Origin of the sequence: Nonomuraea sp. CA-218870 (assembly GCF_050936535.1) — a bacterium.
Taxonomy (GTDB): domain Bacteria; phylum Actinomycetota; class Actinomycetes; order Streptosporangiales; family Streptosporangiaceae; genus Nonomuraea; species Nonomuraea corallina.
This window is the reverse complement of record NZ_JBNJMN010000001.1, coordinates 4254757-4277334: the sequence shown is the minus strand read 5'-3', so window position 1 is coordinate 4277334 and position 22578 is coordinate 4254757. Positions and strand designations below refer to the sequence as shown.

The window sequence follows — 22578 nt, the reverse complement described above, 5'->3', positions numbered from 1 at the left end:
TCGACGACTTCTACGCCCGCCGCGGCCTCGGCAAGCCCCAAGCCCGGCGTGAACGCGACTCCCGCCCCACCGCCCCGCGCCCTGAACGAGCGCCGCGCCCGCCGCATTCTCACCGACTGGCTTCAGACTCGCGCCTGTTTGAAAGGCGCCAGCAGCACCGCGGTGTTTCTCAACCACCGTGGTGGCCGCCTGACCGACCGCGCCGACGGCGACATCATCACCGGCCTCGGCGAGACCTGCGGCATCAACGATGACCCCACCGAACGGATCACTGAGCAGGGCTCCGGCTTCGCCAGCGGCGGCGGTCAAGGACAACGAAATGTCACGCAGAGTTACTTTGCCCCTGGTGACGCCGACCCGAGCGCCGGGCCACGTACCCGGTGGCGCCCTACAACTGGCTGAATGCTCGCCGGTACGCGCGAGGCGACACCCCGCGGCGCTGAATGAACAGCTCGCGCAGCACGGAGACCGAAGCGAAGCCCACCCGGTGTGCGACCTGTTGAACCTGCAGGTCAGTGACCTCGAGCAACTCTTCGGCACGATCGAGCCGTTGAGTACGCAGCCAGGCGTGCGGCGTGGTCCCGGTAGCCATCCTGAAACGCCGGGCGAACGTGCGAGGGCTCATGTGCGCCTGAGCCGCGAGTTCGTTGACCGACAGCGGCTTGTCCAGGTTCTGCCGCGCCCAGTCCAGCACACCGGCGACCCGCTCGTCATCGCCCTTGGCCGGCACAGGGGCGGGAATGTACTGAGCCTGGCCTCCGTCGCGGTGGGGCGCGACGACGATCTCGCGGGCGATGACGTTGGCGATCGCCGCGCCGTGCTCACGGCGCAGCAAATGGAGACAAAGGTCGATCCCCGCAGCCGCGCCCGCACCACTGACGATGGACCCCTCATCCACATAGAGAACCTCCGGTATCACGGAGACAGCGGGATGGCGGGCGGCCAGGTCGTCAGCCAAGCTCCAATGGGTGGTGGCACGGCGACCATCGAGCAAACCCGCGGCGGCCAGGACAAAGGATCCCGAACAGAAACTCGCGACGATCGCACCCCGCTCGTGAGCGGCACGCATCGCCTCCACCAAACCGGGCGGCGGTGCATCCGCGCCGACATAGTCATCCGCGGGAATCACGATGATCAGATCCGCGCGGGCGAGATGGTCCAGCCCGAACTCGACCTTGAGCGGAAGGCCGAGGTCAGTGCGTACATCACCGGGCCGCTCGGCACACACGAAGAACTCGAAGGCGGGCCCGCCCAGTCGAGTGCGGTCAGCGAAGACCTTGCCAACCAGCCCGAGGCTGAAGGCGCTCACTCCTTGCGTCGCGTAGGCAGCGATCGAACGGAAGGGGGACACCATCACATCATGGCAGAAATTCGGCGAACATCTGCACTCCTGCCACTTATGACGATCGATCAGCCGCTCCACACTTGCCATCACGTACAGACATGCCAAGACGCACAGGAAGAGGCAAACATGACGGACCTCACGCCCAGCGCGGTTCAGACCGTCCTGCATGAGGGGTACGGCAGCGCCGGAGTGGCCAGCACGGTCAGCTACGTCGAAGACGGAGACGTCCGGCTCGTGATCGATCCCGGCATGGTACGGAGCCGATCACTGATCCTCGATCCGCTGTCGGCCCTGGGAGTGGCGCCCGACCACATCACCGATGTGGTGTTCAGCCACCACCACCCCGACCACACACTCAACGCGGCGCTGTTCCCCAACGCCAGATTCCACGACCACTGGGCGATCTACCGCGACGATCAGTGGACCTGGAGAGATGCCGAAGGCTACCAGCTCAGCCCAGGAATCAGGCTGATCCGCACACCGGGACACACCCACGAGGACATCACCACACTCGTCGGGACACCCGACGGCGTCGTCGCGTACACCCACGTCTGGAACAACGCCACCTCGCACGACGACAGGCATGCCGTCGACATGGACGCGCTCCACGCCGCACGTGAGCGGGTGTTGGCCGTCGCGGACATCATCGTGCCCGGCCATGGCCCCGCCTTCATCCCCGGACCGGAAACGCCATCCTGACAGGAGGCCGGCACCCCCTCCCCCGCCCATCATGAGGGCTGTGTGAGGATGTCGGTCGAGGCCGGCTCAGCTGGACTTGCCGCGCGGGCGCGGGCGGATTCGTGGCCTTCCAGGGTGCGGTCGCGGATGTATTCGCGTTCCATATCGACCGGCCGACGCAGCCGGTACCGGTCCCCGCGGGGCGGGAACCGGGTAATGTCGGCTTCGATGACGAAGGGCTCGTCGGCGGTCAGGACCATCGGCGTGTGGCCGGGTCGGTCGATGGCGAGCTTGACCGAGATCACATCCACCTGCCGGTAGCGCGGGGGAAGGCCTGGGTCAGCCTCGGCGTATCGCTGATGTGGGGGTTACTGGTTGTGCTTCATAAAAAATCATCAGGCGAGCGCCTTTACGTTGTAGATTTCTTACGATGTCGAGGGGAGGCCTGTCGACGTCCTCAACCGGAAGCCGTGGGGGCACTGCCGAGGAAGAAATCGCCCATCGAGGGATTCCAGGAAGGGGCACGTCCCGGCCGTCTCCGAGAACAGCGCCGCGTCTCCTCCCCCGGGCGCTCACCTCGCCGGTCCCCCGGCGCACCAGAAGCCGTCCGCGGCGACCGGCCGGAACCACTTGAGCAACGCATACCGCGTATGCATACTTAGTATGTATGTCGATCAGGCACGGCCTGCTCGCCCTGCTCAGCACCGGCCCCCGCTACGGCTACCAGCTACGAGGCGAGTTCGAGGCGTCAACCGGGGCGACCTGGCCGCTCAACATCGGCCAGGTCTACACCACCCTGTCCCGCCTCGAACGCGACGGCCTCGTCCAACCAGGCGAAGCCGACGACCAAGGCCGGGTCAGCTACACCATCACCCCCACCGGCCGAGAAGAGATGACGCGCTGGTTCAACACCCCCGTCGTCCACTCCGACCGGCCCCGCGACGAACTCGTCATCAAACTCGCCATGGCCCTCGCCGCCAAGGAAACCGACATCACCCAGGTCATCCGCAACCAGCGCACCGCCACCATGCGCACCCTCCAGCACCTCACCCGTGCCAAGAACACCACCCACGGCACAGCCCAGCGCCTCGTCCTCGACTCCATGATCTTCCAGGCCGAAGCCGAACAACGCTGGCTCGACCACTGCGAAGCCATCCTCAAGGAGGAAACATGACGTCCGTACGGCTGACCGACGTCACCAGAATCCACGGCGCAGGACCCACAGCCGTACGCGCACTCGACGGAGTCACCCTCCAAGCCCACCCCGGCCAGCTCATCGCCGTCATGGGCCCCACCGGCTCCGGCAAGACCACCCTCCTCAACCTCGCCGGCGGACTCGACCAGCCCACCACCGGGACCGTCCACATCGGCGAACACGACCTCGCCACCACCCGCGACCTCGCCGCCCTCCGCCGCCACACCATCGGCCACATCTTCCAGGACCGCAACCTCATCCCCTCACTCACCACCGCGGAAAACGTCATGCTCCCCCGCGAACTCGACGGCATCCGCCCACGCCAGGCCCGCCAAGAAGCCATGACCGCACTCGCCGACCTCCACCTCGACCACCTCGCCGACCGCTTCCCCGACGAACTGTCCGGCGGCCAGCGACAGCGCGTCGCCATCGCCCGCTCCCTCATCGGCCCCCGACGCCTCCTCCTCGCCGACGAACCCACCAGCGCACTCGACACCCGCACCGGCGACGACATCCTGCGCCTCTTACGCGACCGCTCCGACGCCGGCGCGACCGTCCTCCTCGTCACCCACGAACACCGCTACGCCGCCTGGGCCGACCACGTCGTCTTCCTGCGCGACGGCAGGATCACCGACACCACCCACACCACACTCCAGAGCGCCCCATGAGCGCCACCCTCGCCGCACTCCGCCTCGCCCGCCGCAACGCCCGGCGGTCCCCCGCACGGACCACCCTCATCACGATCATGATCGGCCTGCCCGTACTCGTGATCACGGCACTCCTCACCCTCACCGCCACCCTGCACATCACCCCCCAGGAAGGACGCACCACCGAGCTCGGCGCCGCCGACGCCCGTCTCGTCCGCACACCCCCCGGAACCACCCTCCAGCAACGCCCCCATGACCTCGCCTGGCAGACGACCACCCCGCCCACCACACCCCCACCCGGCGCCCCCGACCTCACCGACCTCCTGGGCCCCGGAACCCGGACCATCCCTTACAACACCGGCACTGTCCACCACGGCGCCGAACGCCTCACCGCCATCGAAACCGACCTCCGCGACCCCCTCACCACCGGCATGCTGCCCCTCCGCGAAGGCAGACACCCCACCACCGGCCAGGCCGCCGTCACCCCCGCACTCGGCCTCCGCCCCGGCGACCTCCTCCACCTCGCCGGCGCACCCCCGCTGACCATCACCGGCATCGTCGAACACCCCCACCGGCCCTCCCTCCGCGCCGCCGTAGGCCCCGACCTCCCCCTCGCCACCCCCGGCCACAGCACCTGGAACCCCTACAGCACCGAAGCCAGCATCGGCTGGCTCGCAGACACCCCCAGCCCCCTCACCTGGACCGACATCGCCACCCTCAACACCGCCGGCCTGTACGTCACCTCCCAGGCCACCATCACCGACCCACCACGCATCACCTCCCTCGACACCCTGTACGCCACCGCACTCGCCGCCACCGCGCTCCTGATGACCCTGCAGACCGCATTCCTGACCGCCCCCGCCTTCGCCGTCGGATACCACAAACGACGCCGCGAACTCGCCGAGATCGCCGCCCAAGGCGGCACACCCGCCCACCTGCGCACCATCGTCCTCGCCGACGGCCTCTTCCTCGGCGGCGCCGCCACCATCACCGCCACCGCACTCGGCATCGGCACCGGAACACTCACCGCCACCCTCATCTCCCCCTGGACCAGCCAGATCGGCCCCACCGACATACCCTGGCCCGCCGTACTCGCCGCCGCCGCACTCGGACTCACCGCCGCCACCGCCGCAGCCCTCATCCCCGCACTCCGAGCCGCCCGGCAGAACACCGCCACCGAACTCGCCGGCCGCGCCCCCACCATCCACCGACGCCGGCCGTCCCTCACCGGCGCCGCCCTCACCCTCACCGGGCTCGCCGCCACCCTCACCACCCAGCACCAGCCCCACCCCGCATGGGTGCTCACCTCCGCACTCCTGCTCCTGATCGGCCTCACCACCCTCACCCCATGGCTGATCCAGCTCACCGCACGACCGGCCGCCCGACTACCCCTCCCCCTCCGCACCTCCATCCGCGACGCCGCCCGCAACCCGTCCCGCACCACCGGCGCCGTCGCAGCCGTCATGGCCGTCACCACCACCGCCATCGCCATCGGCATCACCACCCACAGCACCACCACCGACCACCGCGACGCCCACACCTCCGCCAGCCCCACCGGCACCCTCGCGATCCGGGCGGGAAACATCAGCAACCCCACCTGGACCGCACTCCGCGCCGAAACCGCCCGCCTGCTCCCCGGCGTGCCCCTCGCCGCCGGCTACCACGCCCAAGACGCCCAAGACCGCCGCTACACCCTGCGCTACACCACCCGCTGGAACGGCGAACCCATCCGCCGCACAGCCGCCATCGGCGACCAGAACCTGCTCACCCTCCTCCAAGGACGCCACGACCCCCGGACAGCCGCCGCCCTCGCCGCCGGCAAAGCCGTCGTCTTCGACCCCACCGCCGTACGCGACGGCGAACTCACCCTCCGCGCGAGCTCCCCCTCCGGCCCTCCACGCACCCTCCACGTCCCCGCCGTCACGGCCACCCCCGCCGACGAACACCAAGGAGGCGCCCTGCTCCCGCGCACCCTCGTCGAACAGGCCGGATTCACCACCACCGAACGCGGGCTCTACGCCCAGCACCGGCCACCACCCGACTCACCCCTGTGGAACGGCCTCACCGCGATCAGTCCCCGCGTGACGATCGCCGTCGAAGAAGGCCGCCCCGGCATCCCCGCCCCCAACCTGTGGGGCTGGCTCGCGGGCGCCCTCGTCCTCGTCGTCAGTGGCACCCTCGCCGCCACCCGCCTCGCCGCCGCCGACCTGCGCCCCGAACGCGCGACGATGCTGGCCATCGGCGCGCCGCCCCGCACCCTGCGCCTGGTCGTGGCCGCCCAGGCCCTCTACGTCTCCGGTCTCGGCACCCTGATGGGGCTGCTCGCCGGCACGGTGACCGGCGTGGCCCTGAGCCGGCCGATGACCTCGCACGGCCCCGGCGACCCGGTCACGATCGCCCTGCCGTGGCCGTTCCTGACCGCCGTCGTGGTGGGCCTGCCCGTCATCACCGCGGCAGCGGCCCTGATCACCAGGACCAGGCCGCCGTTGCACGGCGTGGTGGAGATCGGCAGGAACGCGGGCCGGATCAGCCGGTGAGCGCGCTGAACAAGGTCACCGCCGCGCTGACGAGCAGAGCCACCAGCACCACCTTGCGGAAAAGCTCCGGATCGATGCGGCTGAAGATCGCGTTGCCGGCGAACCACCCGATCTGCACCACCGGCAGGCCGATCAGGCCGATCCACAACGCGTCGGCGTTGACCTGACCGGCCACGGCGAACCCGACCAGGCTCAGCACGCTGGTGGCGGCGAAGACCGCCGCGAGGGTGGCGCGGAATTTGTGGGGGTCGTACCCCATGCCCTGGAAGGCGGCGACCATCGGCGGCCCGTTCGTGCCGGTGGAGGTCGACAGCGCGCCGGAGATGAGGCCCGCCCCCACCAGGACCGGCACGTTCCCCTGGACCTTCACGCGCCGCCACACCATCAGCGTGCAGCCCAGGACGCCGACCGCGATGAGAACGGTGAGCAGCTGCTCCGACGTCACGGCGTACACCCACAGGCCGAGCGGCATGCCGAGCACGATGCCGGCGGTGGCGACCCCGGCGACCTTCCACTCGGCGTGCTCACGCTGACGCACGGCGATCGTGATGGTCATGGCCAGGGCGGAGAGCGTGGTGGCGACGACCGCCGTATGGGGGTCGACCGCGAGGGCCAGCAGCGGGGTGGCGACGAGAGCGTAACCGAATCCGGTCACCGCGTGCACCGTTGAAGCGATCAGGATAATCACGGCGGCGGCGAGCAGCGTGGACACCTGCCACACTTTGCCATAGATCCACTGACAAGATCCAGTATTGTGAGAAAATCGATCACTGACAGCATGTATGTATGCGATCTACAGAGATCGTACGAAACGTGCGCGTTTCTCGGTGGAGGAGCATGAAGTCCCCGCATTTCGTCCATCGGCATGTCTCATGAGGAGCGAATGACGTGGGTGGTCAGGAATCTGCGCATTACCTCGTCAGCCCGCCACTCGGCGATGACCCGGCCGTCATCTTCGTTCCCGGGCTGGGCGGCCGGACGAAGTTCGTGGACCGGTGGAACACGCCGGGCCAGGAGCCCGTCATCCGCCGGGCGAGCTGGAACGACCCGATGAACGTCCCCGGCATCGACGAACGCGGCGCGGCGCTCGCGTCCCTCGTCACCAGCTCCGGAGCCGCGCAGGTCGTGCTCGTGGGCCACAGCATGGGCGGCCTGGTCTGCCTGGAAGCCGCCAGGCACCTGGGAGGGCGGCTTCGCGGGACCGTCATCATGTGCCAGTATCCGCCGCACCGCACGCCGCTCTCGCCGCTGGCGGACCTGCCGGACCGGGCGCTGGCCGAGGAGATCGAGGCGCCGCCGCACATCAGGGACACCACGGCGCTGGCCGCGTACGCGCGCCTGTGGCGCTCGGAGTACCGGCTGCTCAACCGCTACCTGGAGTCGGATCCGCGCCCGGTCCTCGACGCGCCGATGATCGCCGTCGGCGCCACCGGCGACGCGAGCTCCTGGAACCCCGAATGCCTCGCCGACTGGAGCCGGTACACGACGGGGTCGCTGTCGGTCCACCTGGTCGAGGGCGGGCACCAGATCGTCGAGGAGCTGCCCGCCGATACCCTGCGCGCCTGGGTCACGCAGGCCGGCGGCTGAGCGCCGGGCACCTCACGGCGCCGGGCATCTCACGGCGCCGGGCATCTCACGCGGTCAGCCGCCGCAGCTCCGCGACCAGTTCGGCCACCGTCGGGTGGTCGAACACGGCGGCGATGCCGATGTCCACGCCGAACCCCCTGCGGATCTCCTCGACCAGCTCCACGGCGGTGAAGGAGTCGCCGCCCAGGTCGAAGAAGTCCTCGTCGGGGCCCACGGACTCCACGCCGAACGCCGCGCACCACATGCCCGTCAGCCGGTCCTCCAGCGACGCCCCGCCGTCGGCCCGCTCCGGAGACGCGGCCGGGACCTCCAGCGCGTCCGGCGCGTCCGGCCGCTCGCCGCCGGCCGGCGGGTGCTCGGCGTTCCTCAGGACGGCGTCCTCGCCCGACAGGGTGATCGCCACCTGCCCGGGGCCGGACCGGCCCAGCAGACGCAGCAGCATGTCCACCCCGGCAGCAGGGGCGATCCCGGCGGCGGACGCCGCGCGCTGGGTCTCGGGCGCGACCATGGACTCGTCGACGCGGCGCATGGTGAAGCCCCTGACCTCGACCGCGACGTCCCCGCCCGCCGTCAGCACGTCGATGTCGGCCACGATCGTGTCGGCTCCGCTGGGACGCCGGCGGATGTGGCTGTAGGCGAGAGCCGGTATCGGCCGCCGCACCATGACCGACTGGTAGGCGAAGGGCGCGTGCGGAGGCTCAAGGTCCGGATCGCGCGCCAGCGACACCGCCGCGTCCAGCAGCGTGGGATGCAGCACGTGCTCGTCCAGCTCGTGGCCGAACGCCTCGGAGAAGGTCAGCACGGCGAGCTTCGTGCCCGGGTCCGCCCCGGACAGCCAGAGCTCCTCCGCCGGCCAGCGCGGGCCGATGGTGAACAGCCGGTTCTCCGGGTCGTTCACCGGGACCCGCCGCTCGGGCAGCGACGCGCGCAGCGCGGCCACGTCCACGAGATCCGGCTCGTCCGCCTTGTCGGCCAGCCGGATCTCACCGGTGCTGTGCACGCGCTCGGCGGCCGAGCCCGGGGGCGCGGACAGCGGCGCGGTGCGGACCGTGAAGCGCCACAGGTCCTCGTGCGCTTCGAAGCCGACCTCCAGCGACACCGGCTCCGGAGTGGTGATCGGCTGCCGGAAGACCAGGTGACGCAGCTGAACGGGCCGCCCGTCCGGCTGGTGGACCGCCTCGTGGAAGGCGCGCAGCACGAAGTCGACCTGGGCGGTGCCCGGCAGCACCGGGATGCCGTCCAGGCGGTGCTCGTCCAGGATCGGATAGTCCTCGGCCGACAGCGGGACCGACCAGCGGCGCACGTCCCTCCCAGACCCTGCCTGCCCGGACCCTGCCTGCCCGGACAGTGATCGCCCGGTCCTGGGCTGTTCCTCGCGGGCGGCCATGCCGACCTCGGCCCAGGACGGCCAGTTGATGGTCGTCGAGACGCAGCCGGGCAGCGGCTGCCGGCGCACCACCGCGTCGAGAAAGGCGTTCGCCGCGGCGTAGTCGGCGCTGCCGACCAGCCCCCGCAGCGCCGCCCGGCTGGAGAAGGCCACGAAGAAGTCCAGGCCGGCCCGGCCCCGCAGCACCTCGACCAGAGCCAGCGTGCCGTGGACCTTCGGCGCCAGGGTCGCGGCCATCTGCTCCCGCGTCCGGAGCTGCAGCATCCCGCCTCCGGCCACGCCGGCCAGGTGGAACACCCCGTTGACGCCCCCGAAGGAGTCCGACGCCCTGTCGATCACGCGCCGCAGCGCCTCCACGTCGGTCACGTCGCACGCCTCGACCCGGCACTCGGCCCCGAGCGTCCGGAGCTCGGCGAGCTCGGCGTCGTGCCGGCCCGGCACCGGGCTGCGGCCCAGCAACAGCAGGCGGGGCCGCAGCCCGGTGCCGGCCAGCCCGCGCGCCAAGGCCAGGCCGAGCCCGCCGAGCCCGCCGGTGATGACGTAGACGCCCTCGCGGCGCAGGCTGAGCGGGCCCGTCCCGTCGGGGACGAACTCCCGTTCGCCGGGCACCCATCGCCGGTCCCCCCGCAGGGCGACGATCTGCGAGCCGTCGAGCTCGCCCAGCTCGGCGAGCAGCCGATCGCCGCTCACGCCGTCCTGCACGTCGACGAGCTTGCACCGGGCGCGCGGGTTCTCCAGCATGTAGCTGCGCAGCAGCCCCAGCAGCATGGCCCGGACCGGGTGGACGGGTTCGCCGCCCGTCACGTCGGCGGACAGCCCGGTGACGATGAGCACGTCGCGGCCGCGTTTGTCGGGCGCCCGCCGCGCCGCCTCCCGCAGCAGCTCGACGACGCGGTGGAAACCGGTGTCGAGCTGGTCGTCGACGCTGCCCAGGTTCGGTTCGGCCAGGTCTCCGAGCTGTGTCGCGTCCACGATGAGGTCAGGGTAGCGGCGCGTGTCCCGCAGCTCGTCCAGCATCCGGGCGACGTCCTGCGGGTTACGGCGGCGGATCACGAACTCGTCGCCCGCCGCCGCGTACGAGGAGCCGTGCCGCACCCGCGGCCCCTCCCAGCCGGCCCGCCCGAGCAGGGCGGCCAGGTCGGCGGCGCGTCGCGGGTCGTCGGGCAGCAACACCAGCGCCCGGCCCTGCGCGGCGGTGTCGCGGTGCCCGGCGGGGGCGGCCTCGACCCAGGTGGGCAGGCGGAACACCGGGCGGCCCGCCGGCTCGCCCGCCTCCCGGGCGGGCGAGCCGGCGGGCGCGGCGGCGCCGGGGCCGCCCGCGGGCGCCCCGTCGATCCAGTGCCGCTCGCGCTGGTACGGGTAGCCCGGCAGGGGCACCCGCGGCCGCGGCGGCGACGACCAGGTCACCTCGGCGCCCAGGGTCCACATCCGGGCCAGCGCGTTCAGGAACGTGGCGCGTTCCGTGGCAGGCTTCGACGGCCCCGCCGGCAGGCTCGGCACGAGCAGATGCCGCTTGGCCCGCACCTCGGGATGGGCGCGCGCCAGGGTGGTGAGGGTGCGGCCGGGACCCACCTCGACCAGCACCCGCACCCCGTCGGACAGCATGGCGTCCAGCGCCCGCTCGGCCGGCGCCGGCCGGGAGAGCTGCTCGGTCCACGATCCGGCGGCGCCGACCGGCCCGCCGGTGGAGGCGGCATAAAGGGGGAAGCGTGGCCGGCGCGGCGTGATGCCGGCGAAGGCGTGACGCAGCCGCTCCGGCTCGCCGGTCGCCCGCGCGGCCACCAGCCGGACCGCCTCGGGCAGGGTGAACACCCCGGCCAGCGTGGCGGCCGCGAACTCGCCGACGCCGTGGCCGAGCACCGCGTCGGGTTCGACGCCCAGCGCCTGCCACAGCCGTCCCAGCGCGTACTCGACGCCGAACAGCGCCGACCGCGCGGCGACGGCGTCGTCCGGCGAGGCCGCCTCCCAGGCCCGCCGCGCCGGCACGCCGTGCGCCTCGAACAGCTCAAAGCACTCCTCCAGGGCCGTGCCGAACGCCGGCTCGGCGCGGCAGAGCTCCGCCGCCATGCGGGCGTGCAGCGCCCCTTCGCCCGGGAACAGGAACACCACGCTGCGGTCGGTTCGCTCGCCGGGGGTGACGATCCGCCTGGCGGGATCGAGCACGGCGCCGGCCGCGTCGGCCATGCTCTCGACGACCACGGCGCCCCGGACCGGATGCGGCGTGCGTCCCTTCTGCAGCGTGTACGCCACGTCCGCGAGCGGGTCGGCGCTCCGCGCGAAGGAGCGGGCGAGCCGCTCGGGGTAGTCCTCGGCCGCTGCGGGCGTCCGCGCGGACCACACGATCAGCCGCGGCCTGTCCGGCTCCGGCCCGGCCACGCGGGGCGGCGGCGCCTCCTCCAGGATCGCGTGCGCGTTCGTGCCGCCGATGCCGAAGGAACTGACCCCCGCCAGGCGCCGCCGGCCTGCCGCGCGGGGCCAGGGCCGCAGCGCGTCGTTGACGGCGAACGGCGAACGCTCCAGCTCCAGGAACGGGTTGACCTGCTCGACATTGATGCTCGCCGGGATCTGCTCATGGCCCAGTGACAGCGCCGCCTTGATCAGCGACGTGACGCCGGCCGCGTGACCCAGATGGCCCAGATTTCCCTTGATCGACCCGATGGGGCACCGCTCGGGCGCCTCCCGGCCGCCGAACGCCTTGCGCAGCGCGGCGACCTCGATCGCGTCGCCCAGGCGGGTGGCGGTGGCGTGCGCTTCCACGTACCCGATGTCGTCGGGGCGCACCCCGGCCACCTCCATGGCCCTCAGCACGACCTGCGCCTGCCGGTCCGCGCTGGGCGCGGTGAAACCGACCTTGCTGGAGCCGTCGTTGTTGACCGCTACGGCCCGGATGACCGCGGTGACGCGGTCGCCGTCGGCCAGGGCGTCGGCGAGCCGCTTGAGCACCACCACGGCGGCGCCGCTGCCGAAGACCGTGCCGCCGGCCGCCGCGTCGAAGGGACGGCAGTGGCCGTCCCGGCTCAGCGGGCCGTCCTGAGCCCACCAGTAGCCGTGGCCGACGGGGAACTCGACGTCCGCGCCGCCGGCCAGGGCGACGTCGCACTCGTGCAGCCTCAGCGCGTTCACCGCCAGGTGCACGGCCACCAGCGAGCTCGAACAGGCGGTCTGCACCGTCATGCTGGGGCCGTGCAAGTTCAGCTTGTACGACACGAGCGTCGAGGCGCTGTCGGGGTTGTTCCACATGCCGGCCGCCATGCCGGTGGCGCTGCGCAGCGCCTCCAGGCTCGCGAAGGCGCGGCCGATCCCGTAGCGGTTCGCGGCGACCGACGAGAACACCCCCGCCCTGCCGAGCCGCGCGGCGTCGTAGCCGGCGTTCTCGGCGGCGGCGTGCGCGGTCTCCAGATACAGCCGCAGTTGCGGGTCGCACATCTCGGCCTCACGCCGGGTCAGGCCGAAGAACCCGGCGTCGAACAGGTCGATGCCCTCGGGTTCCGCCACCGCCCGCACGTAGGCCGGGTCCGCCAGCGCCTCCGCCGCCACGCCCTTGGAGCGCAGCTCGTCCTCGGACGGGAAGCGCACCGCCTCCCGCCCGGCCACGAGGTTGCTCCAGAGCTGACCGGTGTCGGCCGCCGCCGGGAACCGCCCGGCCATCCCGATGATCGCGATCGGCTCAACGAGGTTACCCATGTCGTACGCCCTCCGGTTCGCTTACCGCCGCTCCGCGAACACCCACTCCAAGGATTCACGGCAAATCAGGGGAAATGAGGGGGGAATTAGTGGAATCAGGTGAACTCATCTAGGTTTTCGCGCAAGTAATCGGCGAAAGCCCGCAACGTCGGATACTGGAAGACCAGCACCGGGGAAATCTCCGCCCCCAATCGGACGGACACCTCCGACACCAAACGCATGAGAGATATCGAGGTGAAACCCGCCTCGAAGAAACCGCCATCCGGATCGATCCGCTCAGAACCACCCAGAACCGACCTCACGCTGTCCTCAAGCACCCGCCACAGCCTCTCGTCCGGATCCTCCTCGGGCGTCAGGACAGGCGCCTCCTCCGGCGGGGCCGACGTCCACCCGTGACTCTCCGGCGGCGCGTCCCGAACCTCGATCGCCGACGGCACCACCGCGGGGTCCAGCCGGGCGACCAGCGCCGCCCGGACCTCCTCGACGTCGACCACGGCCCCGGCACCCCGGACGACACTCAGCCGCACGGCCCCCACCCCACTGCCGTCCTCGGCGAACGTCGCCACCGCGCCGACCACGCCGGCCGCCCGGCCTGCCGCGTCCTCGACCTCGTCCAGTTCCACCCGCACGCCGTTGACCTGAACCTGCCGGTCGGCCCGCGCCAGGAAGCACAAAGAGCCGTCCGGCGAACGACGCACCAGATCACCGGTGTCGTACCAGCGCCGCCCGTCCGGGCCGGGAGCCAGCAGCGGCGTACCGTCGGTGTAGCCGAGCGCGCAGGCGGCGGCCTCCACATGCAGCCGCCCCTCCCCGCCGTCGAGCACGCCGTCACCCCCGCCGTCACCCCGGCCGTCACCTCCGTTGGTCCCCACGTCGAGCTTCGCGTCGGGCACGACGGCGACGCGGACGTGGCCGAGCGGCCGCCCGATCGGCACAGGGTCCTCCGCGGCCAGACCCGCGCCGGGCGGCACCCGGTGCACGCACACGACCTGCGGAGTCTCCGAGGCGCCGTAGCAGTTGGCGATGACGGCACGCGGGGCGAACCGCGCCGCCGACCGCAGCGCGGCGGCCGTCAGCCGGGCCCCCACCGAACAGACCAGCCGCAGGCTTTCCACCGGCAGCGGCGACGAGCCCGCCAGAAGCTGAAGAAGGACCGGCGTGCCCTGGACCACGGTGATGGAATGCTCCCGCAGCCAGACCGCCAGCAGCCGCGGATCCGCGGCCGTACCGCTGCCAGGGATGTGCAGCGTCGCCCCGGTGAGCCAGGGCGCGATCAGCTCCCGCAGGCTCGGATCGTGACCGGGCCGGCTGAGAAAGGCGACCCGGTCGGCGCCGTCCACGGGCAGTTCCTCGAAGAACGCCAAGCTGGCCGCCTCGAAGGCCGCCCGCCCGACGGCGATCCCCTTGGGCCGTCCCGTCGTGCCGGACGTGAACAGGACATGGCTGACCTCACCCAGGTCCACGCCGGGCGGGAACGGGGCCGGCACTTCGCCGGAAGGCCGCAGCCCGGTCAGCTCGGACGACGGCCCGAAAGCCGCCGCCGCCCCGGCCGCCGCCAGCGCGGCGCTCGACCGCTCGGGCCCCCACTGCCCCAGGATCGCCGGGACGGCGCCCGCCCCCCACACGCCGAGCAGCCGCGCCACGAACTCCGGACTCCGGTCGGCCGGCACGCCCACGACGCGGCCCCGCAACTGATGACCACGCACCACCCCCGCGACGTTCTCAGCGAGGGCAGCCACCTCGCCGAAGGTGACGTCCCGGCCCTCGTGCACCAAGGCGACCCCTCCCGGATCGCGAGACACCCGGCCCAAGATCCCCGGCGCTGCGACACCGGCCAGGTCGCGGACGCCCGCGCTCGGCTGATCCCCTCGGCTCACACTGGCCTCCCTCGCGGGCCCGGCATCCAGCCCATCGGATGGATGGTGCATCACAACAGCTCGTCCCAGGCCGAGCCGAAATAGGCAGGATGAGCGCTACGCAGCTCATGCCAGTGCCTCTCGCCGCCCTCCGCTGCCACCGCTGCCACCGCTGCCACCGCGCCGGCACGGCGGCCCGCGCCGTCCCCGGCCGCCCACGCCAGATGCGTCAACGGCAGCACGACCGCGCCGCGCCGCGCCTTGCCCAGCTCCGCCCCCGCACCGGTGACGACGCTCCGCAGACCCAGCGCGTACGCGTGCCTGACAGGTTCATAGATCGCCGCGTTGAAGTAGACGAACGGGTCCGGCCCGCCGTCATCCGGACGCCCGAAGTCCGTCACGTACAACCGATCACGCAACCGGCACAGGACCGCCGCGCCGACGACCCGGCCACCCATCCGGCACAACAACGCCGTCGCCGCCGCGTCCCCCAGCGCGGACGCGTACGCCTCCAGACGCCGGGCGACCGTGCCCACGCCGTACGCCATCCCATGCTTGGCCCGCACGTTCGCGACCATCGGCGCGACGACCGGGATCACGTCGCGCAACGGAACGCTCTCGGTCACGCACTCCCTGGCGAACACCCCCGCCTCCCTGCGCACGCTGGTGCGGGTGTTGCGCGGCAGAGTCGCCAGATAGTCCTCGAAACCGGCCCCAGGCAGCCGCAGCTCGGTCTGCGCCACGCTCGCCAGCCGGCGACAGTCCCCCTCCCGGGCGAGCGGAGCGAGATCCGCCCACGCCGAGGCATGCAGGAACAGGAAGAACACGTACGGCAACCCGCGATCAGCGGCGACGGCGCCCGCCGTGTCCCGCAGCGCGCGCAGGACCGCCGTCCTGTCCGCGGGCGGCAACGCGCCGTCCACGACCAGCCGGGTGCCGAACCCGGCGCAGGACCCCGCCACGAGCCCCAGCCGGCCGCCGGGCGGCCCCACCGCGTGCAACAGATCCCGGAAATGGAGCTCCGGCCAGTACAGGTAGTCGCCGCGACTGGGCAGCACGTCGAAGAGAGGAAGGGCGCCGAGGATCCGCGACTGCCCCGGCCGCCGGGCGATCAGGTAGGTGAGCGGCCCCTCACCGGCCTCCTCCAGAGCCCGCAGCCACGCACGGCTCTGGAACAGATCCCGCGGGTCGGCGACGTCGTCCCACGCCCGCCCGTCCACGCCATCCAGCGACGGAACACCGTCCACCGTCACCGGCCCGGCCATGTCCGGCGCCGTTCCGGACGGACTCCGCCCCGTCTTCTCGTACGTCCTCTCGTTCATCATCGAAAACCCGGCCGTCACGCGGTCAACGGGATCCGTGATGGAGCCATTCGAGCAGGTCCGGCTCCCCGAGTTCGGCGATCCGGCGATCGTAGTGAGCCCGGTCCTCAGCCGTGAGGAACTGCTGCCATTCACCCGACTTACCACTGCGGAAAAAACGCTCAGGGTCGCGGATGTAACCCAGTTGTTCGTCGGGCGCGAGTTCGGCCGCGCGATCGCGCATCTGCTCGAAGGTCGCGGCCTCGACCAGTTCCGGCCACCTGTTCTCGTCGATCTCGATCCCGAGCCGCGCGGCCAGCCGCCGCATCTGGCCCTCAAGGTCGGCCGACAGGTCGGCGTAGTGCAGGAGGATGACGTTCGGCTCCGCGCGGCGCATCCAGGCGCGCTCCTGCGTCCAGATCAGCGCGCGCAACGAGTCGAGATTGACATACGGCGGGTCGTCGTTGTCGACCCAACGTAACAAATACGTCCGCTCGTCGAGCAGATCCCGCTCGTCATGGCCGTCGACCGGGGCCTGCGCATCGGCGCCGCCCGAGTGCGCGGCCTGGTGAATCAGGCGGCGGATCACCTCCCGCTTGAGGTTCCTGCCGTGACTGCGCAGGGAGATGGCGACGTCACGCGGATCACGCCCCACCGTGATGTAGGTGACCCGGGGATCGGCCGGGATGCCGTCGAGAGGGATGTGCGTCTTGATGAAACGGCGGTGCCGCTGCGCCGCCAGGCGCTCCCACACCTCCTGCTTGGGCCGCACGAGCATGTCGATCCAGGGCGACATGCTCGACAGGGGCGCGGGCAGCCGGGGCGTCTGGAAGATCAGGAGCGCGCAGATCGTCTGCGTCCAGGTAGTGCCGCACTTCGCCGGCGAATTGATGACAATGTCGCCGGACCGGAATTCGAATCCATCCCACCGGGAGCTGTCCTCCATCGGCGTGAGGTAACGAGCCAGTTGCGTCGTCATCGACATGAGTTTAATCACCCCATCCCATTTAAGGAAGGGCCGTAATTGACCGAGCACATTGCGTGATAGGAATCCCCGATCAGCACCGCACCGTTCCCCGCCGGGCGGAATCACCCCACCGAAGGAAAACGAAGGAATTCACCCACCCCCGCCCCCGAACTGCGCGTGAAAATAGCAGGTCAGAGACCGCGTCAGGATGATGGATCGTTCCGCCCCGCCGCATCGGGAAAAAGCGAATCGGTGACGCCCACGGCGCTCACCCGTTGCGCAAGGAGTACGCGGCCACCCCTTCGGACAGGTCGGCGACACGAGACAGCGCACCCGTCTTGATGTTCCAGCCGAGCAGCCGATTCCCGCTCTCGACGATCACCGTGTCCCGGCTGAGCCAGCCCCGCACGGCACAGCCGCCCTCACCGCATCTCGTGGCGGGCGGATCCCCCCAGGGCAGGAGCAGCGTCCTGATCACTCGCCCCGTTGCGGAATCGGCCACCACGACCACGTCGGCACCCTCCGCCGGATCGTGACGGGTGACCGCGACCAGCTCGTCGCGCTGCCAGCCGAGCCTGCCCGCAGGCTCACCACCCTCGCCGGTGATGTCCTGGATGTCCAGCTCCACCTCCGACCCGTCCTCCTGGACGACCGTCCAGCCGCCGTCACGCGTCGACCCGAGCCACAGATCGCGATAGCCCGCGACGCCGGCCATCCCCCGCTGGGACTGTCGCCGAGCCTGACCGGTGGCCAGGTCCAGCACATAGTCCGCCCCCCGCTGCCCGACCAGGATGCGCTCACCGCGCCACAACACCTCCACGTTCGACCCCGGCACCGGGAAACTCCTCGCCCGGCCGATCACCAGATCGACGACCACCACCTCGTCCCGCTGCGGGAAGGCGGCCAGCGTCCCGTCGGCGGACAGCGAGTTCGGCCGCAACGGCGCCACGCCCTCCAGCTTCACCTCCAGCGGGATCCGCCCGCCGGACTTCACCATGTAGATCCGCCCGTCGCCGTACTGGGCCAGCGCCAGCACCGGTCCCGCCACCCCTGCCACGACGGGGACATCCGCCCACCTGCGCGGCAACGCGCTCGCCAGAACCGGCAACCCCGCCTCGCCGCCGGGCGGCGGCGCCGTGTCCATGACGGGACCCAGCGCGGCCGTGGAAGCCGGTGTGACACTCGGATACACGGTGACGTCACGCTCGGCCGGCTCCCGCGAGACGGCGACCCCCACCACGACCAGCACAGTGACCACCGCCGCACCAGCCGCCGCGGCCACGGCCGTCCGCCGCCTGCCGAGGGCACGGTCGCGCGCGCCCCGCCGCCACAGCTCCCCCGCACCGGACACCCCCTCGGGCAGCGTCTCGGCGAGATCGTGGAACAACTCCCGCAGCCTCTGGTCCGTCATATGAACACCTCTTCCAGCTCGGGAGCGACCTCGCGCAACCGCTTCAGCGCCGCGTGCGTCTGGCTCTTGACCGTCCCCGGCGAAACCCGCAGGATCGCCGCGACCTCCCCCACCGGCAGGTCCTCGTAGAAGCGCAACACCAGCACCGCCCGCTGCTTCACCGGCAACCTGGCCAGCGCGCGAGCGAACACCACCTTCAGATCCGACGCCCCCGAGGTGTCATGGTCCGCACGCTCCGGCGGCTCCTCACAGGCGAACTCCCGCTGCCTGCGCCACCTGGACGCCACATCCCGATACAAGATGGTGCGCACGTAGTTGACCGGATCGGTGTGCACCTTCGGCCAGCGGCGCGCCAACTTGATCAGGGCATCCTGGAGCACATCCTCGGCCAGATGCCTGTCACCGCTGATGAGGATCGCGGCACGCAGCAGCCGCGCGTGCCAGGCGGTGACGAAGGCTTCGAACGCCTCGGAATCCGTCATATGAACAAGACGCGCGGGACGGGGTGAACGGTTGGGGCCCGCACGCGATCCGCCGTTCCCGGGGCCGGAAACCGTCAGCGTCCCGCCGCATCACGTCAGCCTTTACAGACCATCCGCCAGGAGCCCCGGCATCGGTCGCCTTCCACCCTACGCGGACGGGGCCTACGCGACATTCGCCCGTCGTCTCACCGCGAGGCGACGGGTGCGCTGCCCAGGATGAACTCGCCCACGGAGGGTTCCGAGAAGGGGCAGGCCCCGGTCGCGCCCGGCGACGCTGACGAAGGCGGCCTTGGTCCCGGTCTCGGTCAGCCGTCCACGGCCTTTGTGAGCCGGGCCAGCGCCTCCGCGATCCGCTCCGGGGAGAGACCGAGCGTCGTGCGCTGGTAGAGGTACACCTCCGGGGCCAGCGGGGCCAGCAGCACGTCGACCAGCGCGTCGGGGCCCGGCGTGCCGGCGGCGGTCAGGAGGGCGCGCACGTGGGCGCGCCAGAAGCCGTACGCGCCGGTCTCCAGGCGGGAACGGCCGACCTCCGAGCCGAGCACCAGGTGGGCGTGGTCCTCCAGCAGGCGCACCATGGCGGCGTAGAAGGCGGCCAGCCGCTCGCCTGGCGGCGCTCCCGGGCCGAGGGGCGGCTCGCCGCGCAGGAGACGTTCCTGCAGGTCACGCTCGTGCCCGTCGAGCAGCGCCACGGCGATGGACGCCCGGTCCGGGTACCGGCGGTAGAGGGTGCCGCGGCCCACTCCGGCCCTCTTGGCGATGTCGTCCATCGTCACGTCCTGCGGCGGCCGCTCCGCGAACAGCGCCGCGGCCGCCTCCAGGATCCGCGCGCGGTTGCGCGCGGCGTCGGCTCTCTCCATGCGCCCGATTGTAGGTGGACGCGACGTCCGGTTATAGTCAAGCGGACAGAGTGTCCACATAAGCGCGACAAGGAGAGACCATGCTGCTGCACCTGGACGCGAGCGCCCGCCGCGCGTCGTTCTCGCGGAGGCTGTCGAGCGTCTACGCCGAGACCTGGCGGGCCGCCCACCCCGGAGCCGGCTACGTCTACCGCGACCTGGCGGCCGACCCCGTCCCGCACATCGGCGAGGCCTGGACGGAACTGTGCGACCACCTCCTGGAACGGGAGATCACCGACATCTCCCGCTACCCCGAGGCCGCCCGCACCCCCGCGCAGCACCGGGCCTGGTCCGTCGTGGCGCCCCTGCTCGACGAGGTCGTGGCCGCCGAGGTGATCCTCATCGGCACCCCCATGTACAACTACTCCATCCCCTCGGCGCTCAAGGCCTGGCTCGACCAGATCACCTTCCCCCGGATGTCGCTCCAGGGCCGCTCGTTCGTGGTGACCAGCGCACGCGGCGGCGCCTACGGCCCCGGCACGCCCCGCGAGCCGTACGACCACCAGGAGCGCTACCTGCGCGACTTCTTCAAGGGCCACTTCCAGGTGGAGGACGTGAGGTTCATCCACGCCGAACTGGTCAACGCCCGCCTCGACCCGGCGCTGGCACACCTGCGCGACCGGCACGAGGAGTCGCTGGCCACGGCACTGAAGGAGGCGGCCCGATGAACTGGATGATCCTGGTCCTGGCCGGACTGGTCGAGGTGGCGTGGTCACAGAGCATCAAGCCGACCCACAACTTCACCCGGCCGGTTCCCACGCTGATCTGCCTGGTCCTGATGGCCGCGGCGGTCTGGCTGCTGTCCCGGGCCATGAACACGCTGCCGGTCGGCACCGCCTACGCGGTCTTCACCGGCATCGGCGCGGTCGGCGCGATCACCCTGGGGATCGTCCTCGACGACGACCCCGTCTCCGTGGGCAGGATGGCGGCGCTCGCCCTGATCGTCGGCGGCATCGTGCTGGCCAGGGTGACCACGTGACGCGTCGCGCGCCGATGACAGGACGGCGGTCCCCCGTGACAGCTTAGGTGCTCATCTAATTTGACATATCTCTAATCAGCGGTTCAGAATCTGAACTGTTTAGATGAGCTTCTATTCAGGAGCACGCGCCCGCGCCTCCGCCCCTGTGATCCTTGTCTTCCGCTGAACCGTCCCATCTGGAGAGCCGTCATGAGTGACAGTTGCTGCGGCGCCATCGCCGTCGAGATCGAGCAGTCCGCCACCTCCCAGGATGCGCGGGCCGCCTCCGGGCAGATGGGCGAGCTGCCCGTCGTCGTGATCGGCGCCGGCCCCGTCGGGCTGGCCGCCGCCGCCCATCTGGCCGAGCGCGGCATCGACCTCACGGTCCTCGAAGCCGGTGACCGCGTCGCCGCCTCGGTCGCCCGGTGGGGGCATGTACGGGTGTTCAGCCCGTACCGGTACAACATCGACGCCGCCGCCCGCCGCCTCCTCCAGGCCGACGGCTGGACGGCCCCGGACGCCGACTGGCTGCCGACCGGTGCCGAGCTCATCGACGACTACCTCGCCCCGCTGGCCAAGCTGTTCGGCGACAAGGTCCGGCTCGGCGCCAAGGTGACCGCGATCAGCCGCCTCGGCTACGACCGGGTCCGCACCGGCGGCCGCGAGCAGGCCCCGTTCGTGATCCGGCTCGACGACGGCGCCGAGCTGCGGGCCCGCGCGATCATCGACGCCTCCGGCACGTACACCAGCCCGAACGTGCTCGGCGCGAGCGGGCTGCCCGCCCACGGCGAGAACGAGGTGTCCGTCGACCACGCCCTGCCCGACGTGCTGGGCGCGGACCGCGACCGCTACGAGGGCAGGCGCGTACTGGTCGTCGGCGCGGGCCACTCGGCCGCCACCACCCTGCTCGCCCTGGCCGAACTCGACGACACCGCGATCACCTGGGCGATCCGGGCCGGCGACGCGGCCCGCGCCTACGGCGGCGGCGCGGCCGACGCGCTCCCGGCCCGCGGCGCGCTCGGCACCCGGCTGCGCGCCCACGTCGAATCCGGCCGCATCCGGTTGCTGACCGGCTTCTTCACCCACCGCGTCCACGTCACCGACCAGGGCGTCGAGGTGGTCAGCCGCGACCCGTCCGGCCACGAGCAAAGCGTCACCGTGGACCGGATCGTGTCGGCCACCGGCTACCGCCCCGACCACGCCATCGCCTCGGAACTGCGCCTCGACCTGGACCCCGTGCTCGGCTCCACCCGTGCCCTGGCCCCGCTGATCGACCCCAACCAGCACTCCTGCGGCACCGTCCCCGCCCACGGCGTCGACGAGCTCGCCCACCCCGAACCCGGCTACTACGCGGTCGGCGTCAAGAGCTACGGCCGCGCCCCGACGTTCCTCATGGCCACCGGGTACGAGCAGGTCCGCTCGGTCGTGGCGGCGATCGCCGGGGACTGGGAGGCGGCCCGGGACGTTCGGCTCGACCTGCCCGAGACCGGCGTGTGCTCCTCCAGCCTGGCCGAGGCCCAGGAGCAGCGGACCGGCCTGGCCACCGGCATCAGCGGCGGCCTGCTGTCCACGCCCCTTCCTGTGGCCACCGCCGGCGGCTGCTGCGGCTGACGGAGGCCTGTGCCGCGCTCCGATCGCCCGCGAACC

Annotated in this window: 19 protein-coding genes; 9 read left to right on the top strand and 10 right to left on the bottom strand. The window is 71.6% G+C overall.

Translation table 11 applies throughout. The features are described from left to right. Positions 1 to 48: 48 nt before the first annotated feature. Positions 49 to 402: a hypothetical protein gene (locus tag ACQEUU_RS20735; RefSeq protein WP_433068265.1), complete on the top strand. Its 354-nt coding sequence runs from the start codon at positions 49 to 51 to the stop codon at positions 400 to 402. On the opposite strand, the gene ACQEUU_RS20730 is transcribed toward ACQEUU_RS20735, so the two are convergent. Continuing rightward, positions 389 to 1354 carry a GlxA family transcriptional regulator gene (locus ACQEUU_RS20730; RefSeq protein ID WP_433071913.1) on the bottom strand — a complete coding sequence of 322 codons (966 nt, stop codon included), beginning with the start codon at positions 1352 to 1354 and terminating at the stop codon, positions 389 to 391. The two genes, ACQEUU_RS20735 and ACQEUU_RS20730, sit on opposite strands and share 14 nt — an antisense overlap. Positions 1355 to 1471: 117 nt before the next feature. Between ACQEUU_RS20730 and ACQEUU_RS20725 the strand changes: the two genes are divergently transcribed. After that, positions 1472 to 2044, top strand: coding sequence for an MBL fold metallo-hydrolase (locus tag ACQEUU_RS20725; protein ID WP_433068263.1), 573 nt, complete (start codon positions 1472 to 1474; stop codon positions 2042 to 2044). 29 nt (positions 2045 to 2073) lie between these two features. Here the strand turns inward: ACQEUU_RS20725 and ACQEUU_RS20720 are convergent, their stop codons facing one another. Beyond that, on the bottom strand, positions 2074 to 2328 hold the full coding sequence (locus ACQEUU_RS20720) for a hypothetical protein (protein WP_433068261.1): 255 nt from the start codon (positions 2326 to 2328) through the stop codon (positions 2074 to 2076). A gap of 362 nt (positions 2329 to 2690) precedes the next feature. Here ACQEUU_RS20720 and ACQEUU_RS20715 point away from each other — a divergent pair, with 362 nt between their 5' ends. Genes ACQEUU_RS20715 through ACQEUU_RS20705 form a run of 3 tightly spaced genes read left to right on the top strand, consistent with a single transcriptional unit; the run spans position 2691 to position 6402 of the window. Beyond that, entirely contained in the window at positions 2691 to 3197 is a 507-nt protein-coding gene (locus ACQEUU_RS20715; protein WP_433068259.1) for a PadR family transcriptional regulator, read from the top strand. Next, complete coding sequence (locus ACQEUU_RS20710) at positions 3194 to 3886, top strand: ABC transporter ATP-binding protein (RefSeq protein ID WP_433068257.1); 693 nt, start codon at positions 3194 to 3196, stop codon at positions 3884 to 3886. Before ACQEUU_RS20715 ends, ACQEUU_RS20710 begins: the two co-directional genes overlap by 4 nt. Next, on the top strand, positions 3883 to 6402 hold the full coding sequence (locus ACQEUU_RS20705; protein WP_433068255.1) for an FtsX-like permease family protein: 2520 nt from the start codon (positions 3883 to 3885) through the stop codon (positions 6400 to 6402). The genes ACQEUU_RS20710 and ACQEUU_RS20705 overlap by 4 nt, the downstream gene beginning before the upstream one ends. Here ACQEUU_RS20705 and ACQEUU_RS20700 read toward each other — a convergent pair. Continuing rightward, positions 6392 to 7114: a sulfite exporter TauE/SafE family protein gene (locus ACQEUU_RS20700; protein ID WP_433068253.1), complete on the bottom strand. Its 723-nt coding sequence runs from the start codon at positions 7112 to 7114 to the stop codon at positions 6392 to 6394. The genes ACQEUU_RS20705 and ACQEUU_RS20700 overlap by 11 nt on opposite strands. Before the next feature lie 176 nt (positions 7115 to 7290). On the opposite strand from ACQEUU_RS20700, the gene ACQEUU_RS20695 reads away from it, so the two are divergent. Further along, complete coding sequence (locus ACQEUU_RS20695; protein WP_433068251.1) at positions 7291 to 7989, top strand: alpha/beta fold hydrolase; 699 nt, start codon at positions 7291 to 7293, stop codon at positions 7987 to 7989. Between the two features lie 46 nt (positions 7990 to 8035). On the opposite strand, the gene ACQEUU_RS20690 is transcribed toward ACQEUU_RS20695, so the two are convergent. The 7 genes from ACQEUU_RS20690 to ACQEUU_RS20660 all read right to left on the bottom strand — a co-directional run bounded on the left by ACQEUU_RS20690 (position 8036) and on the right by ACQEUU_RS20660 (position 19934). Further along, on the bottom strand, positions 8036 to 13060 hold the full coding sequence (locus ACQEUU_RS20690; protein WP_433068249.1) for an SDR family NAD(P)-dependent oxidoreductase: 5025 nt from the start codon (positions 13058 to 13060) through the stop codon (positions 8036 to 8038). A 95-nt stretch (positions 13061 to 13155) separates the two neighbouring features. Beyond that, complete coding sequence (locus ACQEUU_RS20685) at positions 13156 to 14937, bottom strand: AMP-binding protein (RefSeq protein ID WP_433068247.1); 1782 nt, start codon at positions 14935 to 14937, stop codon at positions 13156 to 13158. A gap of 50 nt (positions 14938 to 14987) precedes the next feature. Continuing rightward, on the bottom strand, positions 14988 to 16238 hold the full coding sequence (locus tag ACQEUU_RS20680; protein WP_433068245.1) for a peptidogalycan biosysnthesis protein: 1251 nt from the start codon (positions 16236 to 16238) through the stop codon (positions 14988 to 14990). A gap of 25 nt (positions 16239 to 16263) precedes the next feature. Beyond that, positions 16264 to 17196 carry a sulfotransferase domain-containing protein gene (locus ACQEUU_RS20675; RefSeq protein ID WP_433068243.1) on the bottom strand — a complete coding sequence of 311 codons (933 nt, stop codon included), beginning with the start codon at positions 17194 to 17196 and terminating at the stop codon, positions 16264 to 16266. A 256-nt stretch (positions 17197 to 17452) separates the two neighbouring features. Further along, positions 17453 to 18595: a hypothetical protein gene (locus ACQEUU_RS20670; RefSeq protein WP_433068241.1), complete on the bottom strand. Its 1143-nt coding sequence runs from the start codon at positions 18593 to 18595 to the stop codon at positions 17453 to 17455. Continuing rightward, positions 18592 to 19077: a SigE family RNA polymerase sigma factor gene (locus ACQEUU_RS20665; protein WP_433068239.1), complete on the bottom strand. Its 486-nt coding sequence runs from the start codon at positions 19075 to 19077 to the stop codon at positions 18592 to 18594. Before ACQEUU_RS20665 ends, ACQEUU_RS20670 begins: the two co-directional genes overlap by 4 nt. A gap of 305 nt (positions 19078 to 19382) precedes the next feature. Beyond that, positions 19383 to 19934 (bottom strand): TetR/AcrR family transcriptional regulator, encoded by a 552-nt coding sequence (locus ACQEUU_RS20660; RefSeq protein ID WP_433068237.1) that lies wholly within the window; start codon positions 19932 to 19934, stop codon positions 19383 to 19385. A gap of 80 nt (positions 19935 to 20014) precedes the next feature. Here ACQEUU_RS20660 and ACQEUU_RS20655 point away from each other — a divergent pair, with 80 nt between their 5' ends. From ACQEUU_RS20655 to ACQEUU_RS20645, 3 genes are all read left to right on the top strand, one after another. Beyond that, the gene (locus tag ACQEUU_RS20655; protein ID WP_433068235.1) at positions 20015 to 20641 is read left to right on the top strand and encodes an FMN-dependent NADH-azoreductase; all 627 of its coding nucleotides are present in this window, start codon (positions 20015 to 20017) and stop codon (positions 20639 to 20641) included. Next, positions 20638 to 20952, top strand: coding sequence for a DMT family transporter (locus tag ACQEUU_RS20650; RefSeq protein ID WP_433068233.1), 315 nt, complete (start codon positions 20638 to 20640; stop codon positions 20950 to 20952). The genes ACQEUU_RS20655 and ACQEUU_RS20650 overlap by 4 nt, the downstream gene beginning before the upstream one ends. Positions 20953 to 21141: 189 nt before the next feature. Further along, the gene (locus ACQEUU_RS20645) at positions 21142 to 22542 is read left to right on the top strand and encodes an FAD-dependent oxidoreductase (RefSeq protein ID WP_433068231.1); all 1401 of its coding nucleotides are present in this window, start codon (positions 21142 to 21144) and stop codon (positions 22540 to 22542) included. Positions 22543 to 22578: the final 36 nt, after the last annotated feature.

What these genes read in the sequence shown, in the direction of transcription:
- ACQEUU_RS20715 (WP_433068259.1), top strand. Translation starts at nt 2,691, where the DNA reads ATGTCGATCAGGCACGGCCTGCTCGCCCTGCTCAGCACCGGCCCCCGC.
- ACQEUU_RS20725 (WP_433068263.1), top strand. Translation starts at nt 1,472, where the DNA reads ATGACGGACCTCACGCCCAGCGCGGTTCAGACCGTCCTGCATGAGGGG.
- ACQEUU_RS20675 (WP_433068243.1), bottom strand. Translation starts at nt 17,196, where the DNA reads ATGACGACGCAACTGGCTCGTTACCTCACGCCGATGGAGGACAGCTCC.
- ACQEUU_RS20645 (WP_433068231.1), top strand. Translation starts at nt 21,142, where the DNA reads ATGAGTGACAGTTGCTGCGGCGCCATCGCCGTCGAGATCGAGCAGTCC.
- ACQEUU_RS20690 (WP_433068249.1), bottom strand. Translation starts at nt 13,060, where the DNA reads ATGGGTAACCTCGTTGAGCCGATCGCGATCATCGGGATGGCCGGGCGG.
- ACQEUU_RS20665 (WP_433068239.1), bottom strand. Translation starts at nt 19,077, where the DNA reads ATGACGGATTCCGAGGCGTTCGAAGCCTTCGTCACCGCCTGGCACGCG.
- ACQEUU_RS20705 (WP_433068255.1), top strand. Translation starts at nt 3,883, where the DNA reads ATGAGCGCCACCCTCGCCGCACTCCGCCTCGCCCGCCGCAACGCCCGG.
- ACQEUU_RS20680 (WP_433068245.1), bottom strand. Translation starts at nt 16,238, where the DNA reads ATGAACGAGAGGACGTACGAGAAGACGGGGCGGAGTCCGTCCGGAACG.
- ACQEUU_RS20710 (WP_433068257.1), top strand. Translation starts at nt 3,194, where the DNA reads ATGACGTCCGTACGGCTGACCGACGTCACCAGAATCCACGGCGCAGGA.
- ACQEUU_RS20660 (WP_433068237.1), bottom strand. Translation starts at nt 19,934, where the DNA reads ATGGAGAGAGCCGACGCCGCGCGCAACCGCGCGCGGATCCTGGAGGCG.
- ACQEUU_RS20670 (WP_433068241.1), bottom strand. Translation starts at nt 18,595, where the DNA reads ATGACGGACCAGAGGCTGCGGGAGTTGTTCCACGATCTCGCCGAGACG.
- ACQEUU_RS20730 (WP_433071913.1), bottom strand. Translation starts at nt 1,354, where the DNA reads ATGGTGTCCCCCTTCCGTTCGATCGCTGCCTACGCGACGCAAGGAGTG.
- ACQEUU_RS20655 (WP_433068235.1), top strand. Translation starts at nt 20,015, where the DNA reads ATGCTGCTGCACCTGGACGCGAGCGCCCGCCGCGCGTCGTTCTCGCGG.
- ACQEUU_RS20650 (WP_433068233.1), top strand. Translation starts at nt 20,638, where the DNA reads ATGAACTGGATGATCCTGGTCCTGGCCGGACTGGTCGAGGTGGCGTGG.